The sequence below is a fragment of the Mucilaginibacter corticis genome, assembly GCF_007558865.1.
Classification (GTDB): domain Bacteria; phylum Bacteroidota; class Bacteroidia; order Sphingobacteriales; family Sphingobacteriaceae; genus Mucilaginibacter; species Mucilaginibacter corticis.
This window is the reverse complement of record NZ_VLPK01000001.1, coordinates 1,533,458-1,555,567: the sequence shown is the minus strand read 5'-3', so window position 1 is coordinate 1,555,567 and position 22,110 is coordinate 1,533,458. Positions and strand designations below refer to the sequence as shown.

General features: G+C 43.3%; 16 protein-coding genes. 6 read left to right on the top strand and 10 right to left on the bottom strand.

Going from position 1 to position 22,110, the window contains the following annotated elements; genetic code table 11:
- The first annotated feature begins 119 nt into the window (after nt 1-119).
- From FO440_RS06695 to FO440_RS06685, 3 genes are all read left to right on the top strand, one after another.
- Nucleotides 120-680 (top strand): RNA polymerase sigma factor, encoded by a 561-nt coding sequence (locus FO440_RS06695; RefSeq protein WP_144248220.1) that lies wholly within the window; start codon nt 120-122, stop codon nt 678-680.
- Between the two features lie 11 nt (nt 681-691).
- A complete protein-coding gene (locus FO440_RS24345; protein ID WP_186292585.1) occupies nt 692-1,102 on the top strand; it encodes a hypothetical protein in 411 nt (136 codons plus the stop codon).
- Nucleotides 1,103-1,235: 133 nt separating this feature from the next.
- Nucleotides 1,236-1,451, top strand: a complete 216-nt coding sequence (locus tag FO440_RS06685; RefSeq protein ID WP_144247432.1) for a hypothetical protein — start codon at nt 1,236-1,238, stop codon at nt 1,449-1,451.
- Between the two features lie 73 nt (nt 1,452-1,524).
- Here FO440_RS06685 and FO440_RS06680 read toward each other — a convergent pair whose 3' ends face one another.
- The 6 genes from FO440_RS06680 to FO440_RS06655 all read right to left on the bottom strand — a co-directional run bounded on the left by FO440_RS06680 (nt 1,525) and on the right by FO440_RS06655 (nt 12,335).
- Nucleotides 1,525-2,001, bottom strand: coding sequence for a DinB family protein (locus FO440_RS06680; RefSeq protein WP_144247431.1), 477 nt, complete (start codon nt 1,999-2,001; stop codon nt 1,525-1,527).
- 85 nt (nt 2,002-2,086) lie between these two features.
- Nucleotides 2,087-3,634, bottom strand: coding sequence for an NAD(P)/FAD-dependent oxidoreductase (locus FO440_RS06675; RefSeq protein WP_144247430.1), 1,548 nt, complete (start codon nt 3,632-3,634; stop codon nt 2,087-2,089).
- Between the two features lie 129 nt (nt 3,635-3,763).
- Nucleotides 3,764-6,298, bottom strand: coding sequence for an ATP-dependent Clp protease ATP-binding subunit (locus tag FO440_RS06670; protein WP_144247429.1), 2,535 nt, complete (start codon nt 6,296-6,298; stop codon nt 3,764-3,766).
- 352 nt (nt 6,299-6,650) lie between these two features.
- A complete protein-coding gene (locus FO440_RS06665; RefSeq protein ID WP_144247428.1) occupies nt 6,651-9,509 on the bottom strand; it encodes an outer membrane beta-barrel protein in 2,859 nt (952 codons plus the stop codon).
- A gap of 49 nt (nt 9,510-9,558) precedes the next feature.
- Nucleotides 9,559-10,842 (bottom strand): 6-bladed beta-propeller, encoded by a 1,284-nt coding sequence (locus FO440_RS06660; RefSeq protein WP_144247427.1) that lies wholly within the window; start codon nt 10,840-10,842, stop codon nt 9,559-9,561.
- 221 nt (nt 10,843-11,063) lie between these two features.
- Nucleotides 11,064-12,335: a 6-bladed beta-propeller gene (locus FO440_RS06655; RefSeq protein WP_144247426.1), complete on the bottom strand. Its 1,272-nt coding sequence runs from the start codon at nt 12,333-12,335 to the stop codon at nt 11,064-11,066.
- Nucleotides 12,336-12,511: 176 nt separating this feature from the next.
- Between FO440_RS06655 and ettA the strand changes: the two genes are divergently transcribed.
- On the top strand, nt 12,512-14,194 hold the full coding sequence (ettA, locus tag FO440_RS06650; RefSeq protein ID WP_144247425.1) for an energy-dependent translational throttle protein EttA: 1,683 nt from the start codon (nt 12,512-12,514) through the stop codon (nt 14,192-14,194).
- Nucleotides 14,195-14,250: 56 nt separating this feature from the next.
- On the opposite strand, the gene FO440_RS06645 is transcribed toward ettA, so the two are convergent.
- The 3 genes from FO440_RS06645 to FO440_RS06635 form a co-directional block, all read right to left on the bottom strand.
- Nucleotides 14,251-16,329: an acylase gene (locus tag FO440_RS06645; protein ID WP_144247424.1), complete on the bottom strand. Its 2,079-nt coding sequence runs from the start codon at nt 16,327-16,329 to the stop codon at nt 14,251-14,253.
- Between the two features lie 71 nt (nt 16,330-16,400).
- The gene (locus FO440_RS06640) at nt 16,401-16,970 is read right to left on the bottom strand and encodes a hypothetical protein (protein WP_144247423.1); all 570 of its coding nucleotides are present in this window, start codon (nt 16,968-16,970) and stop codon (nt 16,401-16,403) included.
- Nucleotides 16,971-17,179: 209 nt separating this feature from the next.
- Nucleotides 17,180-18,169, bottom strand: coding sequence for a Kelch repeat-containing protein (locus FO440_RS06635; RefSeq protein WP_144247422.1), 990 nt, complete (start codon nt 18,167-18,169; stop codon nt 17,180-17,182).
- A 145-nt stretch (nt 18,170-18,314) separates the two neighbouring features.
- On the opposite strand from FO440_RS06635, the gene FO440_RS24340 reads away from it, so the two are divergent.
- On the top strand, nt 18,315-19,448 hold the full coding sequence (locus FO440_RS24340; RefSeq protein WP_186292584.1) for a hypothetical protein: 1,134 nt from the start codon (nt 18,315-18,317) through the stop codon (nt 19,446-19,448).
- A gap of 181 nt (nt 19,449-19,629) precedes the next feature.
- Nucleotides 19,630-20,742 (top strand): hypothetical protein, encoded by a 1,113-nt coding sequence (locus FO440_RS06625; protein ID WP_144247421.1) that lies wholly within the window; start codon nt 19,630-19,632, stop codon nt 20,740-20,742.
- Between the two features lie 4 nt (nt 20,743-20,746).
- Here the strand turns inward: FO440_RS06625 and rsgA are convergent, their stop codons facing one another.
- The gene (gene rsgA, locus FO440_RS06620; RefSeq protein ID WP_144247420.1) at nt 20,747-21,667 is read right to left on the bottom strand and encodes a ribosome small subunit-dependent GTPase A; all 921 of its coding nucleotides are present in this window, start codon (nt 21,665-21,667) and stop codon (nt 20,747-20,749) included.
- Nucleotides 21,668-22,110: the final 443 nt, after the last annotated feature.

Below are 22,110 nucleotides of genomic sequence, written 5' to 3'. Positions count from 1 at the left end.
TATTTAAGGGGTTTGACAGTCAAACATCGGTCACGAAAAATAATTTAATTTTTTTTAAAATGTTTTTAAAGGTGAATCGTCTATACCTTTAAAACAAGTATACATTGATAACAGCATTAATGCCCGAAGAAAGAAACAGCCATATACTAAGCGCCATAAAAGCGTATAGTAAAAATTTGCTGGGCTTTATCCGTAAACGGGTGAAAAATGATGCTGATGCTGAAGATATCCTGCAGGATGTGTGGTACCAGTTTAGCGCACTGGTAAATTCTGAGCCAATTGAGCAGACAGGCGCCTGGCTGTATAAAGTGGCAAGGAACAAAATTACAGATAAGCATAAAAAGAAATCAGAAACCTTACTTGACGACCTGTTTACCGGCGGGGACGATGACGACGATGATACATCAGGCTTTAAGGACCTGCTGATGCCCGACGACAGCACCCCCGAAACAGAATATGTGCGCAACCTTTTTTGGGAACAGCTATTCAGCGCACTGGATGAGCTGCCCGAAGAGCAGAAGCAGGTATTTATCTGGCAGGAAATGGAAGATATGACCTTCCAGGAAATATCAGAAATGACGGGCGTAAATGTAAATACGCTGGTATCGCGCAAGCGGTACGCGGTATTGCATCTGCGCGACAGGTTACAACAATTATATCAGGAGATAACAAAATATTAAATTTAAAAAAGATGAAAAATTTATTTTTTAAAGGCAGGTTCATATTCATACCCATTGCGGTAGCCGCCTTCTTATCGCTCATCAGCTTTGCGGTGATGCAACTTTGGAACAACCTATTACCCGGCATATTTCACATTGCTACCATAACTTTCTGGCAGGCCATGGGCATATTTATACTGTGCAAAATACTGTTCGGTTTTGGCCATAAAGGCGGCCGTGGCTGGGGCAACCGTGGCGGGGCACCATGGATGCGCCGTAAAATGGAAGAACGCTTTAAAAGCATGACCCCGGAAGAAAAGGAGAAGTTTAAACAAAAAATGCGCGAGCGCGCCAATTGCGGCCCTTGGGGACGTGACGACCGCCATCCATTTAACCGCGACTGGGACCAGTTTGACAAAGAAACAGAAGCAAAAACTGAATAAAACTTAATCCACTTGTCATTTCGACGAGGAACGAGGAGAAATCTATACATATGCATTGACGCTATATCAGGTGTATAGATTTCTCACTATCGTTCGAAATGACAGGTAGTATTTTTAATAAAAACTCACAATTATGGATGTACTGATATTTTCAACAAGCGTTTCTGCGCCCGAGCAGGTAACAAAGGTGCAACCCCTGTTAACCTCGGTGCAGGCAATACAGGACTTTAATTTCGATCTGGAAGATTGCGACAATATTTTGCGTGTTGTGGCAGATGACCTGTCGCCACGTTATATTGAAACCCTGCTGAATAACGCGGGTTTCTTATGTACCGAGCTGGAGTATTAGCCCCCTAACCCCCTGAAGGGGGAACCATAGCGGCGATTTTGTAGAGACGCAATACTTTGCGTCTCTTTTGTTCTTACCCTATAATCACCCTATTCAACACAGCTATCTGCCCGGCATGGTATATCTGATGCTGGATAAACCCATATACCAGTTCCTTGTAAGTTGTAACCGGTTCGTCAGGGCGCTCGTCAATGATCGGTTCATCCCATTTATCTTCGGGAAAATCGCTGATAGTTTTTACCAGGTTCACGTTAACCAGTTTCAGGTCCTCAATCCACATTTTCCATTTTTGCTCGTCCGGGTCACCTGGATGTGGCCAGTTACCGCTAACGGGTAATGATGCGGGCTTTTCGTTCAGGCGGTCAATAATTTCTTCGGCCCAGCTTACCATATGCAAAATAATTTCGGCAATGGTATGCGCATGGCCTTGTCGCTCGTAAGCGCTTTCAAAAGTCACCTCATCAAGGATATCATATATGGGCGAGCCATACCAGGGTTGCCCGGATAATACTTTCTCGAGTTCGTTGATGAGTTTGGTTGATGTAGTCATGACTAAGATTCTTAAGATTTAAAATATTTTATGATGCCTTGTCTAACTATCAATCCTGCAATCTTTTACTCCTAAAAATCATAGTTCAGACAATTTTCCCCGCCGCTACCGCGCAATTTATACCGTCAATAGCAGCAGAAATTATGCCACCTGCATAGCCTGCGCCCTCGCCACATGGAAATAGCCCCTGCACCTGCGGATGCTGCAAAGTTTCTTTATCCCGGGGGATCTTGATGGGTGATGACGTGCGCGACTCAACCCCTACCAGTATAGCTTCGTTGGTATAGTAACCCTTCATCTTTTTACCGAATACCGGCAGGGCGCCACGCAGGCGGTCATGGATCCATTTCGGTAGCACTTCTTTCAGTTCTACACTTTTGGTGCCGGGCAAGTAAGAGTTTTCGGGCAGATCCATTGATAATTTACCGTTTACAAAATCTACCATCCGCTGCGCGGGAGCTACCAGTTTACCACCGCCGGCTTTATAAGCCAACTGCTCTATGCTATGCTGAAAATTTAGCATTTTAAACGGATCGGCATCGCTGCCTTTCACATCTTCCATATTGATCTGAACCACCGTACCCGAATTGGCGAATGGGTTATTCCGTTTTGATGGGCTCCAGCCATTCACCACAATTTCTTCGGCTTCGGTAGCGCAGGGGGCGATGATGCCGCCAGGGCACATACAGAATGAGAACACGCCCCGGCCGTCAACCTGTTCAACCAGGTTATAGTAGGACGGCGGCAGGTCCGGCCCGCGGTATTCGCAATGGTATTGCGCGCGGTCGATAATTTCCTGCGGATGCTCGATCCGTACACCCAACGCGAACGGCTTGGCTTCTATCAGTATATTTTGGCGGTGCAGCATTTCAAATACATCTCGCGCCGAATGGCCCGTGGCCAGGATAACAGCGTTGGCTTTTATCGTATCGCCTGATGCCAATCGTACACCTTGGATCTTACCAAAATCGGCAAGCAGTCCGGTTACTTTTGCGTCGAAGATCACTTCGCCGCCGGCATTTAAAATGGTTTCACGGATGGCGGTGATGATTTGAGGAAGCTTATTGGTGCCAATGTGCGGGCGGGCATCCACCAAAATATCTTCGGCCGCGCCATGGGCAACAAAGGTTTTAAGCACGGCGTTTACATCGCCGCGTTTGGTACTGCGGGTGTACAGCTTACCGTCAGAATAGGTCCCCGCCCCGCCCTCGCCGAAACAATAGTTGCTTTCGGGGTTTACAAGGCCCTGTTTATTAATATTGGCCAGATCGCGGCGGCGTTCTTTTACGGCTTTGCCACGTTCGATAACGATGGGTTTAAAACCCATCGTTATACATTGAAGAGCAGCAAACAGCCCCGCTGGGCCGGCACCGACTATGATCACCGGTTTGGCATTCTTGACATCGGGATATTGCTGTGTATAAGTTTCTGGGTGGTAAATTTCATCAACATAAACCTTAACCTGCATGCGGTAAACCACACGGCGGCCGCGCGCATCTATCGATCGTTTAAAAACCTGTACCCCTGTAATTTTTTGTGGTGATATATTTAAGGCCGCAGCCGATAGCTTTTTTAAAACTTCCGCATCGTCCTGCTGCCCGGGCGGGCAAACTATTTCTATTTCTTTGATCATGGTGCCGGGTTTTTATCTCGGATATGACAAAAGTAAGGATTAACAATTGTAACCCAAAGAGCGCAGGCAGAAGACAAGAAAGCCCTAAAAGCAAAATGCCCGTTTAACAACGGGCATTTTGCTTTCTATTTAGTTTTGCTCTTCCTGTTTTGGCTTTTTATTAGTGCCTTTTTTAGGAGATATTTTTATCTCTTCGGCCTCTTTATCATAATCAACCACCATGATATCGCCTTCGGTCAGTTCGCCTTTCAGTATTTCTTCGGCAATTGGATCTTCCAGGTATTTCTGGATAGCACGTTTTAACGGACGTGCACCAAATTGCGAATCGTATCCTTTATCAGCAATAAATTTCTTGGCATCATCTGTCAATTCAATTTTAAAGCCTAAGGTGTTAACACGACCAAACAGAGCGGTTAACTCAATATCAATGATCTTGAAGATCTCTTCCTCGCCTAACGAGTTGAAAACGATCACATCGTCTATACGGTTCAAAAACTCCGGAGCGAAAGCACGTTTCAACGCATTCTCAATCACACCTCTTGAATGTTGTTCGGCTTGTGTTGTTTTAGCGTTAGTGCTAAAGCCTACGCCTTGCCCAAAATCTTTCAACTGGCGTGCACCAATGTTTGATGTCATGATAATGATAGCATTTCTGAAATCAACCTTACGGCCTAATGAATCAGTTAACTGCCCTTCGTCCAACACCTGCAATAGGATGTTAAATACATCAGGGTGAGCTTTCTCGATCTCATCCAGTAATACTACAGCGTATGGTTTACGGCGTACTTTCTCTGTTAACTGTCCGCCTTCTTCATAACCCACGTAGCCCGGAGGCGCTCCAACCAAACGTGATACCGCGAATTTCTCCATGTACTCGCTCATATCAATTTGTATCAGCGCGTCTTCAGTATCAAACATAAAGCGGGCAAGTTCTTTAGCCAACTCTGTTTTACCAACACCTGTAGGGCCTAAGAAAATAAATGAACCTATAGGTTTTTTAGGATCTTTCAATCCGGCACGGGTACGTTGTATGGCACGTGCCAGTTTTTTTACCGCGTCGTCCTGGCCAATAATTTTCTGACCTATCTTTTCAGACATGTTCAGTAATTTCTGGCTGTCGGCCTGGCCTACTTTCTGTACCGGGATACCGGTCATCATAGAAACTACCTCGGCAACATTATCTTCGGTTACTGTATAACGTTTTGATTTTGTTTCCGCTTCCCATGCAGATTTGGCCTGCTCAAGTTCTTCCAGCAAATGCTTTTCAGTATCGCGCAGTTTTGCGGCCTCTTCGTATTTCTGGCTGCGTACTACTTTGTTCTTTTCAACTTTTATCAGCTCTATCTTGTTCTCAATATCCAATATTTCTTGCGGAACGTGGATATTGGTTAAATGAACGCGTGATCCTGATTCGTCCAAAGCGTCGATAGCCTTGTCCGGTAAAAAGCGGTCGGTAATATATCTTGTAGTTAAAGTAACACAAGCTTGTATAGCTTCTTCGGTATAAGTTACACCGTGGTGTTCTTCGTATTTTTCTTTTATGCGGTTCAGTATCTCAACAGTTTCATCAGGTGTGGCCGGTTCAACCATAACCTTTTGAAAACGACGGTCTAAAGCGCCGTCTTTCTCAATAAACTGGCGATATTCATCCAAAGTAGTAGCGCCGATGCATTGGATCTCTCCGCGTGCCAAGGCCGGTTTAAACATATTAGACGCATCTAACGAACCTGAAGCGCCGCCTGCACCAACAATGGTGTGTATCTCGTCAATGAACAGGATCACATCCGGCGATTTTTCCAGCTCATTCATTACCGCTTTCATACGTTCTTCAAACTGTCCGCGGTATTTGGTACCTGCAACTAACGATGCCAGATCTAAAGTCACCACACGTTTGTTAAACAATACACGCGATACTTTGCGCTGAACAATGCGTAATGCCAAACCTTCGGCAATGGCAGATTTACCAACGCCCGGCTCGCCGATCAATATCGGGTTGTTCTTTTTACGGCGTGACAGGATCTGCGATACACGTTCGATCTCTTTTTCACGACCAACAATCGGATCAAGTTTACCATCTTCGGCAGCACGGGTTAAATCACGGCCAAAATTGTCAAGTACCGGTGTTTTTGATTTAATGTCTGATACCTTTTTAGGCTGGTTAAATGATTCTTCTTCTTTAAAATCATCATCACCGCCGGTTGATGAACCCGGCATCTCGTCAGTTATATTGTTTTTGTGCGATTCGACCTCGCTCTTAAACACTTCATAATTAACATTAAACTGCATCAGTATCTGTGATGCTATATTATCTTCATCGCGCAAAATAGATAACAATAAATGTTCGGTACCTATTACATCGCTTTTAAAAATTTTAGCTTCCAGGTAAGTTATCTTCAATACTTTTTCGGCTTGTTTAGTTAGTGGGATGCTGCCAATATGTACATTAGTTCCTATAGTTCCTTTCACAGCGTCTTCGACAGAGCGGCGCAATCTGGCCGTATCAACAGCCAGTTCTCTAAGCAGCTTAATTGCTACACCGTCACCATCACGGATAAGCCCAAGCAAAAGATGTTCTGTACCAATATAATCATGCCCAAGGCGTAAAGCCTCTTCCCTGCTGTATTGTATCACATCTTTAACCCGTGGCGAAAATTTTGCTTCCATATATACTCCTATTATACGTCCTAATATATCAATTAGTTTTAACAGATCAGGACGAGTTCTTTTTAACTTATTAACAATATTGTTGCCAACTTATGCCCTTCATAATAAACAGACACTATTATGATGCGCAATCTATCAAAAGTTAAACTTTATGCAACACTATTCCTGAAAAATTAATCGTGTATGACTGTTTTTTTAATTGATAACGCCGGTAACTGCCTGTTTGATATAGTAAAAACCCAATAGTTTAACCAACCGAGGAATGAAATACCCCATTTGTGGAAAAAAAGGCAGGCAAGTCAGCCCGGAGTGACATAACGGCATGCTATTTTCGAAAATTGGCGATTAAAACCTATTCCTTCTTTTTATGCAGCCCAAAATGGCGCGGGTAATAAGCCAGTGTAACCATAAAATATTGCTGCAAAACATTGGCCGTAGTTGTAGTAAGGCTGTTAGCGGTAATGTAGTTTTGTAATGATTTATTGTGATGCAGAATATCAAGCAATGAAAACTTGATCTCGCCTTCTGCCCCTTTCAGGAAACGGTAACCCACATCGGCATTCCAGATGGTGTAATAAATGTTATGATCTGCCGACGAAGTTTTGTTATTGTTCAGATCTACACGCGTGCTAAAGAATACGCTTCTGGGTAATGCAAAGCCTAAACCTAAATTGGTTGCCCAGTTATAATTGGTAAACCGGCTAAGGCCTATCTGGTTGCTTTTTGATCCGTCAAAGTTTTCGCCCACCCTTGCCTGCCAGATCGACTTATAGGTATAAAACACTGACGCGTTTGCCCTCAGCGAGTTTGCCCGGGTCAGGTAATCTCGCCCGTTCACATTGGTAGTATATTCTGAGTAGTTATACCCCGAGTTGGTTGAAAACTGTAGTTGATGATCTTTAAAATTAAAGGCCTTTTCAAGCCAACCATTATAATCAGCAGATCTGCTATCAGATGTGTTGATAAAGCGATGTACCGAACGGCCTAAGTCATCATAATTCGAACTGTCGGCTATATTGTTTTTGACTAAGTTAGCAGACAGCTCGATCTTATAGTTTAACGGGTTCTTATTTTTCTGATCGTAATAAGTATAGTTTGCGTATGCAGTATGCTTGTAGGCCGGCTTTAAACCTTTATTACCTATGGTTATGCTATATACGTTGGCGTTATCAACCAATGGCGCTAACTGGTTAATAGTTGGATAAGTTACAGACGTGTAATAACCTAAACTGTAATTCTTTGAAAACTCGCCATACTGATCATTACGATAGGTAAAATCAGCTGCGGGAATAAAATAACTGTATGATCTTTTTATATTCTGAAAAGTTTGCAAGGCCTCGTTTCGCTGATCAAATATTTGATCCTGCAGGTTAACATACACCCGCCATGTTTTAGAATAACGGTTATCAAGCGTTTTCCAGAAATCTTTAGACAAGAAAACACCCACTTTGTCATCAATGGTTTTATAATGGCTTACGTTGGTAAGACCCTGATTGGGCCTATAAGTCGCGGCGCCGGGTGCCAGATCGCCTACCTTATCATTCTCATTTTCATGGTGCAGGCTTATTGTATTGTTAAGGTCGATCTTAAAATACTGGTTTCCGCGACGCTGAAACAGGTGCGTAATATCTCTAAAATTAGTTACAAAGGTATGTGTGCCGCCGTCTATGTTCTTTATGTATTGACGGTTAAAATGCCTGTCCTGCGTGGTGTCAGTGGCGGTAAAATCGGTGATATTTTTACTATCCTCACTGCTGTGGGTTAAATTAAACGAGTATTTGAACTCTCCGTCTATCGATCTGTTTTTCTGTGTGCCCCAATTATTATACCTGTTGGTATTTATACCTACTGATCCGCTGGCATCTGTTGCGTTACGTGTAGCCATCTGCTGGGCAAAATTCCTGCTTTTATCCTGGGTCTGATCATTTAAAGACGTACTATTCTGCGTTGCCTGTGATGTACTTTGCGAATTATTTACGCTGTAATCCGCATTAATTTCTGCATGCTCCGTACGTTTTTGGTAAGTGCCGTTTGAGCGTAAATTAAAATCATTACTGTGCTGCGTGTTATCAGATGTTTGGTTCAAATGGCTGTTGTCGCCTAAAGAAACTACCGTTTGGCTTTGCGTCAGGGTTTTATTGTCCAGGTCGCTGCTAAACACCTCGCCTCTAAGATCATTGGTTTTGTAGTATGATTGTCGCGGATCAGCATCCTTACTAAAGTCCTGCGAAAACGTTGCGCCGCCGCCCCTGAATACGTTTATACCGGTCCGCCTGAAATCGCTGTGATAATCGTCATTTATGCCGTCTCCTTTAAATGAGTTAAAACGCATCAGCTCATCTACATTACCGGCAATTTTATTAACGTTATTAAAAGCTCCTACCACACTAACCTGTGTCTTGGGCGAAAAATAGGTGAGCATCCCATCACCGGCATAATGATCAAGACTGCCATATCCAAAACCAAATTTGCCGAACAGTCCATCTTTTTTGTCCTTCTTCAACACAATATTCATGTTGGTTTTAGGGTTTATCGGGTCCGGGTCATTCTTATCCTGGTAAACCTGTACTTTTTGTACTGAATTTTTAGGAAGATTATCCAGCGCTATTTTATTATCGCCGCCAAAAAAGGGTTTGCCCTCTACCAGCAACTGGTTAATTTTTTTACCGTTCACGGTAATAACACCATCGGCCCAAACCGTTATGCCGGGTAGCGCCCGCAACAGATCGCCAACTACGGCATTGGTATCCAGCTTGAAAGCGCTGGCATTAAATTCAAGCGTATCGCCATGCATTTGCATAGGCGCCTGTTGCCCCCTTATAACAACCTCTTTTAACGAAAGGTCTATCCGCTCCATGTTTAAGGTTTTCAAGTCGATACTTTTTGTTTTGGGCGATATTAAAAACTCCTTTTTTATCGACTGATAACCCACATGGGTAGCCACTACATACAATGGTATACCTACCGGCATATCCTTAAATTGGTAACGGCCAAAATTGTTGGTTAACTGGTAGCTTACCAGATCGTTGCTATGCTGTTTATAAATAGCCATAGTGGCGGACTGCATAACGTAATTATGCGCGCTGTCGCGCATTAAGCCAATAACCGTCCCAACATTAATAGTATCTTTTTTAGGGGCCTGGGCTTTAGCGGTGTTAAATAACAGCGCACACAAAAAGCATATGGTGATAATTTTAAGGTGTTTTTTCACGTAGTAAAAAGGTTATAACAGGTTTAGATGTATTGGTATATCCCCGGCTTTACAGGTTGTCTTTCAATTTAAGCTGCATAATTACCGGGTTATCTTTGCGTGAGCCCTTTTTAAAATAATCATCCAGCACAGGCGGATATTTGGCTTTTTGGTCGGCATATTTTTCATGATAGGTGAACATGCCTAATGATGATGCCGATGTGTACAGATAACCGTCTGTACAAGCCAAAATACCTGAGTAATTAAAGGATGACCCTCCGTTTGAATTATCATAAATAGGCAGGAAATATGATTTTTCGTCCTGAAGGATATGTTTAAAGGCTATAAGCGTCCCGCTTCTGAGGTTGTAAATCAGGTTGTCTTCGTCATTAGTATCATAACTGCCGGCTCTGAAAAGCAGGTTTTCTTTTAGTTGATAAAAATTGGCGATGTAGTAAATAAGCTTAGAATTTCTTTGGACATACTCAGCCCGTTTATTATTGTAGTTGGAGTCAATATTAAAATTTTGTGGTAACGATACATTCAACGGGAATACCAGTTTATAAGAAAGCTTTATAGCGTCAGGCCTGATAGTGTAAACGGTAAACGTGTATGGCCTTATATAATAAAATGCCGTATCGCTAACTGTGTTAAAAGGCATGATGCCGCCCTTAGTTACCATGGTATTATCATATCCTTCCCTATTATCAAAACCTAAGCCGTGCGCATAAACTTTGTTCTTTTCATTAGCAAACATGATCAGTGATTTAGAATAGAACTTATAATATTTAGAAGTAGAATCTATATGGTAAGGCAATTTATACGAAACACCTTTCCCGGGGCCGAAAAAATGCATATTTCCATCGTTAATTTCGTCTTTTGCCAGTTCGCCGCCGGGTTTAATGGTTCGTAATTCTTTACCATCATAATCGCAAAAAGTATATGTTTTATATTGATCCCTGCTGTACCTGATCTCCTTAGTATACCTGTTTACAGAAAAATCCCATATCGGCGCATTTTCTGTACCCCTGATTTTTTTATGAAATTTTCCGTTTTTATTAAAGAGGAGGATGGAACGCGTGTTGTTATCAAGGATGATAAAGTAATCTTCGGTAACTACCAGCTTGCTGATACTGCCAAACAAACTCTCTTCGGTAGTTTCTAAGGGGATATAATTGATCTCGGTAAAAAAATCAGAAGCATTGCCACCCATAGCGTTTGAAGGATCGAGGCGTAAGGTTTGGGCTTTGCTTGAATCAACAGGGATGATTCTTTGTGCCTTAGCATATAATGCCGCACATAGCAGCACAAAGAAACAGGCAATAAGCTTTTTAGCAATTTGTGTAAGGTTCATTGGTAGCGGTTTGGTTTAGATTGGGGTATCTGTTTCAATGATAAATAAAAAATCATAAAACAAAGCATCCGGAAACCGTTTTAGCACGTTAAAAAAAGTTAAATATATTTTGTTGCTTAAAAATCAAAGGACAAGGTAAGTTAACAAACCATATTGGCCAATAACCAACGAGCAAACGGCATAAACGGGTTAGAATTTGGTGGAAAATACAGACTGTACTTTTAAAGGTTATCCTTCAGTTTAAATTGCAGTATCACCGGATTATCTTTTCGGCTGCCCTTTTTAAAGTAATCGGTCAACGCCGGGTTGTAGGTTATATTTTTGTCTTCATTATCTTCATAAGCCTTAAACATAATTAATGAGGATAGGCTGTTATAAATATACTTGCCGTCACAGGCTGCAAGCCCATTATTTTCAAAATTCGTATCACCCACATATACCGGTAAGAAAAATGATTTCTTATCAGGCGATATATGTTCATAAGCAATTAACCCACCCGACTTTAAATTGTAGATCAAATGCCTTTCTTTACTATCATAATTAAGGTTATGCGCTTCAAGCAATAAGTTATTGCCTGCCTTATAGCAATTAGCAAGGACAAATATCTGGTCTTTATGTTCTTGTAAATATCTAAAAACACTATCTGTGTAGACCGTATTTTTATAAAAACCAGTTGACAACGAAGACATGAGCGGGAATATAAACTTGTAGGTAAGCTTTATGGTGTTAGGCGTTACGGTGTAAATTTTATACTTATAAAATTCAGCGTAAAACAAAGTTGTGTCATTGCCATAATACGTCAGTGGGCCTATGCCGTGGCCAATTGCATTAATTTTACCATCCGTTTCTGAATAATGCATCCCGCTGGCGTACACAGTTTTCACATCTTTTACGTACTGGATCAAAGATCTTGAGAAAGGCTTGTAATATTTATCTTTGGCATTTATATCTCTATACCTGTCGCAATTTATCAGATTATCCGGGCCGATAAAATAAAAACTAGTAGCATTGATATCATAATCCCCGTTGTATTTTTCTGTTTTTACTACCTGCCCGTCAAAATTACAATAGGTCTTGGTGCGATAACTATCGTTGCTATAAATTATCTGTTTTGTCCATCGATTAACAAAAAATCGTCTTATGCCAAACCCCCATTGATTTCTTATGCCTTTTATTTTAGTATGAAATTTACCGCTCTTGTTAAATAAAAGAATACAATTGGTGTTTTCGTCAAGTATAATAAAGTAATCATCAACTACTTCCAATTGATAAATGCTGCCAAAGAGGCTCTCGGGTGTTGTTTCTAATGGGATATAACTGATCTCGTCAAAAACGTCAGACACATTGCCACCGGCAGCATTTGACGGATCGATCCGGATAGTTTTATAATTTGACGTATCGGTTTTGATAACGCGTTGTGCAACAACTGTGGTAGTAAGCACAACAAAACAAAATGATATAATTAACTGGTTAACAATAACTGGCAGGCGCATGATAATAGATTAGGTAGAATTGGTTTTTCAATTCAATATTAAACAAAAATAACAAGATGTAAAATACCCGGCAGGTTTCAGTTTGCACTTGGCATTGCTATTGTTCATATTTGCATCAATGTTTCCTATAAAAACATTCACTAACTCAATCATTCACTAATTCAATCATTAATAAGGTGGCAGACGAAAAAATAATTTTTTCAATGGCCGGGGTAAGCAAAGTATATCCCCCGCAAAAAACAGTATTAAAAAATATATACCTGAGCTTTTTTTATGGCGCCAAGATCGGTGTTATCGGTTTAAACGGTTCGGGTAAATCGTCCCTGCTAAAAATTATCGCGGGGATAGATAAAACCAACATCGGCGAGGTAGTTTTTTCGCCGGGCTACAGTGTGGGCTACCTGAGCCAGGAACCTGAGCTTGACCCGGAAAAAACCGTACGCGAGATAGTTGAGGAAGGCGTAGCCGAAACCACTGCCCTGCTCAAAGAATACGAAGAGATCAACGAAAAGTTTGGACTGGAAGAGTATTACAGCGATGCGGATAAAATGGATAAGCTGATGACGCGCCAGGGCGAACTGCAGGACCAGATAGACGCCGTAAACGCCTGGGAACTGGATACCAAATTGGAACGTGCCATGGACGCATTGCGTTGCCCTGAGCCTGATACCAAAATTTCGGTACTATCTGGCGGTGAACGCCGCCGTGTGGCTTTATGCCGTTTACTTTTAAAAGAACCCGATGTTTTGCTGCTGGATGAGCCTACCAACCACCTGGATGCCGAGTCGATAGACTGGCTTGAGCAACACCTTAAACAATATAAAGGCACCGTTATAGCCGTAACGCACGACCGCTACTTCCTGGACAATGTTGCCGGCTGGATCCTGGAACTTGACCGCGGCGAGGGTATCCCATGGAAAGGAAACTATTCGTCATGGTTAGACCAAAAAGCTAAACGCTTAGCACAAGAAGAAAAGACCGAAACCAAGCGCCAGAAAACATTGGAGCGCGAACTGGAATGGGTACGCATGGGGCCTAAGGGCCGTCACGCCAAATCAAAGGCGCGTTTGGGCAATTATGAAAAGTTGGCATCCGAAGAAACCAAGGAACGCGAAGAAAAACTGGAGCTGTTTATTCCGCCCGGCCCGCGTTTGGGTAACGTGGTTATCGAGGCCAACGGCGTTAGCAAAAGTTATGGAGATAAATTATTGTTTGATAACCTGAGCTTCTCATTGCCGCCTGCCGGTATTGTGGGCATCATAGGGCCAAATGGCGCGGGTAAAACCACATTATTCCGCCTGATCACAGGGCAGGATACGCCTGATGCCGGAACATTCCGCGTGGGTGAAACTGTAGCCCTGGGCTATGTCGACCAGATGCATGATGACCTTGACCCTAATAAATCTGTCTGGGAAAATGTAACCGGCGGGCTGGAAACCATTATGGTGGGTAACCGCCCGTTAAACTCACGCGCCTATGTGTCACGTTTTAACTTTAACGGTGCTGACCAGCAAAAGAAAGTTGGCGTACTGTCTGGTGGCGAGCGTAACCGCGTGCATTTATCCATCACTCTAAAAAAAGGAAGCAACGTTTTACTGCTGGATGAGCCCACCAATGATATCGACGTAAACACGCTGCGTGCCTTAGAAGAAGCTTTGGAAAACTTTGGCGGCTGCGCCGTGATTATCAGCCACGACAGGTGGTTCCTTGACCGCATCTGTACGCACATACTGGCATTCGAGGGCAACTCGCAGGTATATTTCTTCGAAGGTAACTACTCTGATTACGAAGAGAACCGCAAGAAACGCTTAGGCGATGTTGGCCCTAAGAGGATCAAGTATAAGAAATTGACCGTGTAGTCGGTATATCTATGTCAGACTTGCGAAGTTTTTGAAACTTCGCAAGTCTTTTTTATTTAATCCTTCTTCACAAAACTATCTCCCTCCCTCAATTCGGTAAAGTCAACGTGCCCCTGCAAATCCTCCGGGTAAACTAAAGCGTCGCGCATTTGCTTTTCAGAGAAGAGTTTAAGCTGGTCGCCGTAATGTGCCGAGTTTTTTTGCGATGAGTTGCCATAGCTCAACAATACCTTGGCCCTGACTTTTTTCCCAAACTCAACTACGCCAAAGTATGAGTCGCCTGACGTAACCACCCCCATTTTCGGGCTCAGCCGCCATACGTTTGCCACCCTGAAAACACCAAGTTCGCCGGTAACGCCATTGGCAGGCAGGTCAAATTTGCCGCGTTTTAAACGGGCGTAAGTTCCCCATGAGGTGCTTAGGTCGCCAAAATATTTTTTTACTGTGTCGGCAGCATTTTCTAATAATGTTACGGCACGTTTTTTATCCAGGATACCGTTCGGTGTAGTATTGGGATGCTCGCGATCCCAACGGACGGTGTAATTACGATCATCATTATGATCGAACATTTCTGCCCAGGTATAAAAAAGCAGCATGCCCTTGCTGTCACCATCAGCCTTGCGGTTCCACTTGCTTAACACCGCTTTGCTTTCCTGCAATATGGGCGACGAGTTATTGTCAATACCGCTTAACAGATCATCCAACACCCTGTCGGCCAGTAAAACATGAGTGGACAGTTTGTAGTCAAGCAAATGCTCAAACGTAATGCTTTTATCGGCCATCAACATATTTACCGATTGCTGTGTGCGGAACGTCATCTCATCCGGCGCTATGTAGGCCGGGTATTTGTTCTTATCAATTTCACGTGGTAAAGTGCTCGTCCACGGCGGATCATTGGTATTTTGCAACCAGCCAGAAACAGGGTTCTTTAACTTGGGCAATTCGTCATAAGTAAAATAGCCCTTCCAGATATCTTTTGACGAGTTGCCGGGTATCACACGATCCCAATCGGCAAATGTGCCGTAAGCCCGTTTGGGTACTTCGCCGTTAAACAGGTAAAAGATGTTGCCCTGTTTATCGGCATAGGTAATGTTCCAGAACGGCACCTGCTGCATTTTAAGTGCTGCTGTAAACTGCTCAAAGTTTTCGGCGTTGGCCATCTTCCACCACTGCAGCGAGGCGTTGGGGCAATCCATGCCTGCCATTTTAATGGCCAGCGCTTTTTTGCTTCCCATCCTGAATATATTACCAAAGGCAGAGTTATAGCATTTAAACGGCTTGGCCAATAACTTGCCATCCAGCTGTTTTACCCATATGGTATCCGGCCTCACTGTAAAGTTTTGCACTTTGCCATCCATCAAATAACCGCCATCCTTTAGGGTAAGATCGAACGAGTCAGCATTGTCAAGGGTGTTATTGGTATGTGTCCAGCCTAAGTTTTCATTAAAGCCAATGCCGATGCCCGGCATGCCCACCAGGTTGGCGCCGTGTATCAATTTACCATTTAAATTAAGGCCCGATTCAAACCAGGTAAACTCTTCGCCCCAGGGCAGGTGCGGGTTCTGCAACAGCATGGCATTGCCCGATGCCGACCTTTTTGGCGCGATAGCCATAGCGTTCGACCCTACATCCTGCCAGTTGGCAATCTGGTCAAGTTCGCCGCCGCCGGTAAACCGGGTTACAAAAATAAACAGGCTGTGCATATTGATATCATAGGCACTTACAGGAAGTACCATTTGTTTATCCTTGTCTATGGCTTCGGGGTGCGCTTTTGCATAGGCGTTCATACCCTCGGCAAAAGCATTCATCATCAGTTTAACTTCGGGTTTTTGCGATTGGTTAAAGGATGATGCAATGTGCGGGAAATCCAGGTTATGGATCAACCTATCCGATTGTTCGTATTGCGGTCCCCAATAGGCCGCGGCTTTGCCGCGCGAAATGCCGTAAAGTTTCAGGATCAGGTTGGCATGCGCCTGCATTTGCGCCCAGCCCTGGGCAAAAAACAATTCCTTTTCGGTAGATGCCGTGATATACGGAACGCCCCATTCATCCCATTCTATTTTGGTTTGTTGCGCACGCAAAGAAGATACTGATAGCACAAGCGCTAACAAGCATAATAAGGATAGGCGTTTCATAATCGGTCTGGATTGATCAGACCAAAATAAGCAATTTTTGAGAGATAGCTGCTGATTATACAGCTTAGTCTTTAATAAGATACAATCCGCATATCATCCGTCCCGATCAACTGCCTGGCTACCCTTTTAATGAACAAGTAATTGGCCGAGCCCCCAATTACCGCGCCTACTATGGGTACCAGCCTTTCGGCGGTTTTACTGCCCAGGTTGATCATCAGCTTTTCGGCTACCTCTTCCATCACGTTTTTGGTAACGGTCATTTTGGCATCAACTTTTAACGAGGCGGCAACTATTTTAAAGAAATCGTTAAAGCGCCATTCGTACCGGCCGGTTTGGTAGTAGGTTATGGCCAGTGTGACCCTGAACTGCTGGGTGATCAGGTTTGCCATATCCAGCGGGACACCCACCAGCATAGTCGCCCATCCGCCTGCGCCGGCTACAGCGCCGCTGCCTGCTGCCAGTAAGGCACATTGGTTAACAAACTTTTCAATGCCCATCTCGTCCACCCCTCGTTTAATGCTCAGTTGGTCAATATGGTTATAGATCTTTTTAAACCCGCCCTGGGCCAGGTTTTTAAAGCCCTGCCTCAAATCGGCTTTAAACTTATCAACGTTAAACCGGAGGATTGTTATGGTACGCATAGTGGTTAAGTATAGATATTGCTATGCTATTACCATGCCAAAGAGAACAACTGTACCAAAATGAAAGTGTATTAATGATACAACTTGGCACACCTGTTTTTGTAATTAACTGCAAGATAGATAAATGCATTTTTGATCCCGATCTCATGATACAGTTTGGCACACTTTTTTTTGATTCTGATTTAATAAGAGGCGTTAACACTATAAAACTATTTCAATCCAAACCTTTCTAAACCGATATCCCCGCTTGCGCCGCCGGCAATATAAATTTGATGGTTATATACTGCCGCGCCTACGCCGTTGCGTGCTTTGTTTAAAGCCGGGGCTGTTTTCCATTCCTTGTCTGTTTCGGGGTCCATGTAAAAAACGTCTTTTTGCGGGCCGTTGGGTGTGTTAGCTGTGGCCCGCTCGCCGCCTATGTAGTATATTTTATCATCCAGGTTTACGCAGTTGCCGCCGCCGGTGCCCATAGGTAGTTTGGCTGCAAGGGTACTCCATTTACCGGTTTTAAAATCATAACAATCTACATCCAACACCACCTTATCAAAAAAAGACATGAAATTATTAGCATCATGCAGGCTGGTATTGCGACCGCCAATAGCATACAGCTTATCTTTTACTACCACCGCCATACTATGGTCGCGGATGTGCGGCGCGTCGGGCAAGCTTGTCCAGGTATTGGTTTTGGGGTCGTACTCATCAAATAAGCCGTTGGTACCGTCATGGTGCCCGTGTAAAATGCCGCACACCAAATACAATTTCCCTTTATAAACCGCGGCCCCTGCGCCACCGCGACGGCGGTTTTCGGTCAGCCCGGCTAATTGCTGCCAGGTATCGGTTTTGGTATCATAAGCATAGGCATTGGCCAATGGTATTTGGTTGGGGTAATTACGGTCAGAAAAAGCATCAAGCACATAAACCTTGTCGCCAAGCCCGACAGCCTGGAAATGGTGCATGATCGAGGGCGCGGTAGCACCTTGTTTCCAGCTTGATGTTGTAGGATCATAGATGCCGACAGGTTGCGCCGGGGCATCGCCGCCAACCAGGTATATTTTATTGTTAACCGTAGCAAACCCGCATTCATTGCGAGACGGCGGTGTGTTGGTTGATGCCACTAATTCCCATTTGCCACCGGCCGGTTTATGAAAAGCAACAGCTGCAAGAAACAATGCGGGTAGTAAAACAAGAAACTTTTTCATATTGCTGAGATCAATAATTTTTAAACCAATTAAATAAGCCCCGGGTTTTACAAATCTTAATAAATAATTTTTGTACCCAAAGCCTGTATTGATTGATTTTTAACATGATAAACTTATCTTTGCGCTACCTTATCATTAAGTCCGCATGAAAATAAAATACCTCCTTCCCCTGATACTGATCGCGATACTCGCTATTGTCTCTTGTAAAAAAAGCAACCCTAATCCTTCTACTGGCAACACCGGTACTACTGGCGCGACTGGTACTACCGGAGCAACAGGGACTACGGGAACAAGCGGCACAACCGGATCAACCGGCGTTGATGTGTATGCCGTCAGCACTGTCAGCCAGCCCACACTTTGGAAAAACGATGCAGCAACTTTTTTTTCGGTTAATGGGTCTCAGGTATCAGCTGTTATTTCTTCAGGAAAGGATATTTATGTAGCTGGTTATACAATAATACAAAATAGCGGTGTTTATGTAGCTTGTTACTGGAAAAATGGTACTATAGTAAATCTGGGGGATGGCACAAACATAAGTGTAGCTAATGCTATAGCAGTACAGGGTAATGATGTGTACGTTGCCGGTACAGTTAATAACAAACCTGTATATTGGAAAAACGGCAGCGTGACCATGTTAACCTATATCGGACCAGAGGGTTCTGCTGAGGGCATTGCAGTAAATGGCACTGATGTTTATGTAAGCGGTACACACAGCTCATCAGATGCACCTTATAGAAGCATACCATGTTATTGGAAAAATGGAGAATTTAAAAACCTGGATGGCGACTTTTGGCGGGCTCAGACAAAGGCTATCGCTGTAAATGGTAATGATGTATATATAGTAGGATTTGCCAATGGTACTTATAGCCCGGCAGCTTCATCGACATATGATAGCGCAGTTTTCTGGAAAAATGGCGTTGCCCAAAAATTGGCAACTACTAAAAATGAATCAGATGCCGAAGGTATCGCTATCAGCAATGGCGATGTTTATATATCCGGATCTGTTTCTGATGGCATTAGTTTCGGTATTGCGTCAGCCGCATACTGGAAAAATGGCGTAATTAATATTATTCAGGATAACGCGATGACTAATTGTATTGCTGTGAAAGGAACTGACGTATACGTTGGCGGAGCATATATTACTACCACTCCCAGCAATATTAACAATACGCCTTATGTATATTATCATCCCGCCTGGTGGAAAAACGGCGTAATTACAAAACTTGGCGCCGAGTCACAGCTTGGTGAACTATATGGAATAGCCCTTGTTTCAAAATAAGGCTTTAAGTCCGTGTATCGTTATAAATGCTCACGTAACTTTCATAGCGGATAGTTCGATCCCGCCGTTTTCCAAGTTATTAATGCGATGCAGACGGGTTAAAATCATTATGCCCAAGGCCTTTTTTCATTGATTTTTAGCACGATAACGTATCTTTGCGGTACCTTGTCATCAAACCTGCATGAAAATAAAACTACTCTCACTGGTATTAATCACCACTTTCGCGTTAACCGGATGTAATAAAAGCAGCAATGACCCTAAGCCGGGTAATACAGGCACTACAGGCACTACAGGTACTACCGGAACAACCGGGACAATAGGTTCAACAGGCGTAGATGTATATACGATCACATCTAATCCGGTCACACTTTGGAAAAACGATACAGAAGTTCCATTTCAGGTAGTCGGATATGAATATAAAAGTGTTATTACCTCCGGAAAAGATGTCTATGTAACGGGCTGCACGGTATCAGGTAGCAACCGTATAGCCGGTTATTGGAAAAACGGAACATTGGTAAACCTGGCTGACAACAACAACGACAGCGAGGCCATTTCAATAGCAGTACAAGGTAATGACGTTTATGTAGTTGGTGTATTCAACAACAAACCCGCGTACTGGAAAAATGGTAAATTAAGCATCCTGCCATATAACGGCACAGAAGCTTACACAAGTGGTATTGCCATTAATGGTAATGATGTTTATATATGCGGATATTTTGACACGAGTAATGATAGTAAGAACTCAAGAATTGGACCTTGTTATTGGAAAAATGGAGTATTTACCAGCATGGATGGCGATTTTTACTTATCTGTACCATATGCTATTGCTATAAATGGAAATGACGTATATATCGTTGGATTTGCTAACGGTACTTACAATCCGCTTGCCGGATCAAAATTCGATAGTGCTGTTTGTTGGAAAAATGGCATCGCCCAAAAACTGGCTACTACTAAAAATGAATCAGCTGCCGAGGGCATAGCTATTAGCAATGGTGATATTTATATATGTGGATCCATATCAACTGATAACGGGCAAGGAACCTTTTCTGCTGTATACTGGAAAAATGGCACAATTAATATTGTTCAAGATCAGGCAGCAGCTTATGGTATTGCAGTACATGACAGTGACGTGTACATCTGCGGCGCATATTTTGTACCAGCTGGCCCCAATTCCGTACCTGCCGGCCCTTATTTTAATTATTATCCCTCGCGGTGGAAAAACGGTGTAATTACAAAGGTAGATAATCAAACAATAATAGGCACTATAAATGGAATTGCTCTTGCAGCAAAGTAGGGCTTCACGCCCGCGTATCGTTTCCGTTATAAATGCTCAGGTAGCTTTCATAGCGGGATAGCTCGATCTCGCCGTTTTCAAGGGCGGAGAGTACGGCGCAGCCCGGCTCGTTAATATGCTGGCAGTTGTTAAACTTGCAATCGTGCATGCGCTCACGCATCTCGGGGAAAAAGTGGCCCAGCTCCTGCTTCTCTATATCGATCACGCCCAATTCGCGAATGCCGGGGGTATCTATAATAAAACCGCCCTGCGGCAACTCAAACATTTCGGCAAAAGTGGTGGTGTGGGTGCCTTTATCGCTCCACTCAGATACCTCGCTGGTGCGCAGTTCAAGGTCAGGTAGCAGAGCATTGATCAGGCTTGATTTGCCCACACCCGAGTGGCCCGAAAATAAGGTTACTTTATCTTTTAACAGCTCCTGCACCTGGTTAATATTCGTGCCTTCCAATGCGGAGACAGAATAACAGGGGTAGCCTATTTTTTCGTAAACGGCTTTGTACTCATCCAGTATCTCAAGCCCTTCTTTGCTAAAAAGGTCCAGTTTATTGTAAACCAGTTTGGCGGGGATGTCATAGGCTTCGGCAGTAACTAAAAAACGGTCTATAAAACCCAGTGAGGTGCGCGGCGATGCCAGGGTTACTACCAGCAGGGCCTGGTCAAGATTAGCCGCTATGATCTGCCCCTGTTTTGACAAGTTGATGGATTTGCGGATAATATAATTTTTACGCTGCTGCAGGTTGGTGATAACGCCGGTTTGCTGTTCGGGCTCCAATTCAAAATCAACCACATCGCCAACAGCTAAGGGGTTGGTAGTGGTGATGCCCTTAATGCGGAACTTGCCTTTAATGCGGCAATCATATCTGTCGCCTTCAGGTGTCTGCACCTGGTACCAGCTTCCGGTTGATTTTGTAATTAGTCCCTGCATGAATATTAAACAGCAAAGGTAGTAATTCATGGCTCATTAATTTGCCATGAGTTATTAGCAACAACACTTTGTGGTTAAACCGGTGCTTTTTTCGTATTTTTGTATTGTACGATACGGCTTGATCTTCCTTCAAATCTTCCTCATTTTCAAATTAACTGAAAATAAAAAGGACGGCTCTATTAAGCGATAAAATAATCAATCAATTGACAATCAGTTCTTTGAATTAAAAACTTACTACCGGCATAAGTAACAATACCCGATAAATAGCAAATTTTACTACCGGCAAAAGGGCTGATGCCCGATAAATGACATTTTTTACTACCGGTATAATGCCCAATACTTGAAAAATGGCAATTTTTACTACGGGTATAAGGTCGAAAGCCGGTGTAAATTAATAGTGCCAATGTCAAGATAACCTGTAAATACTGTTAGCACAACAATTT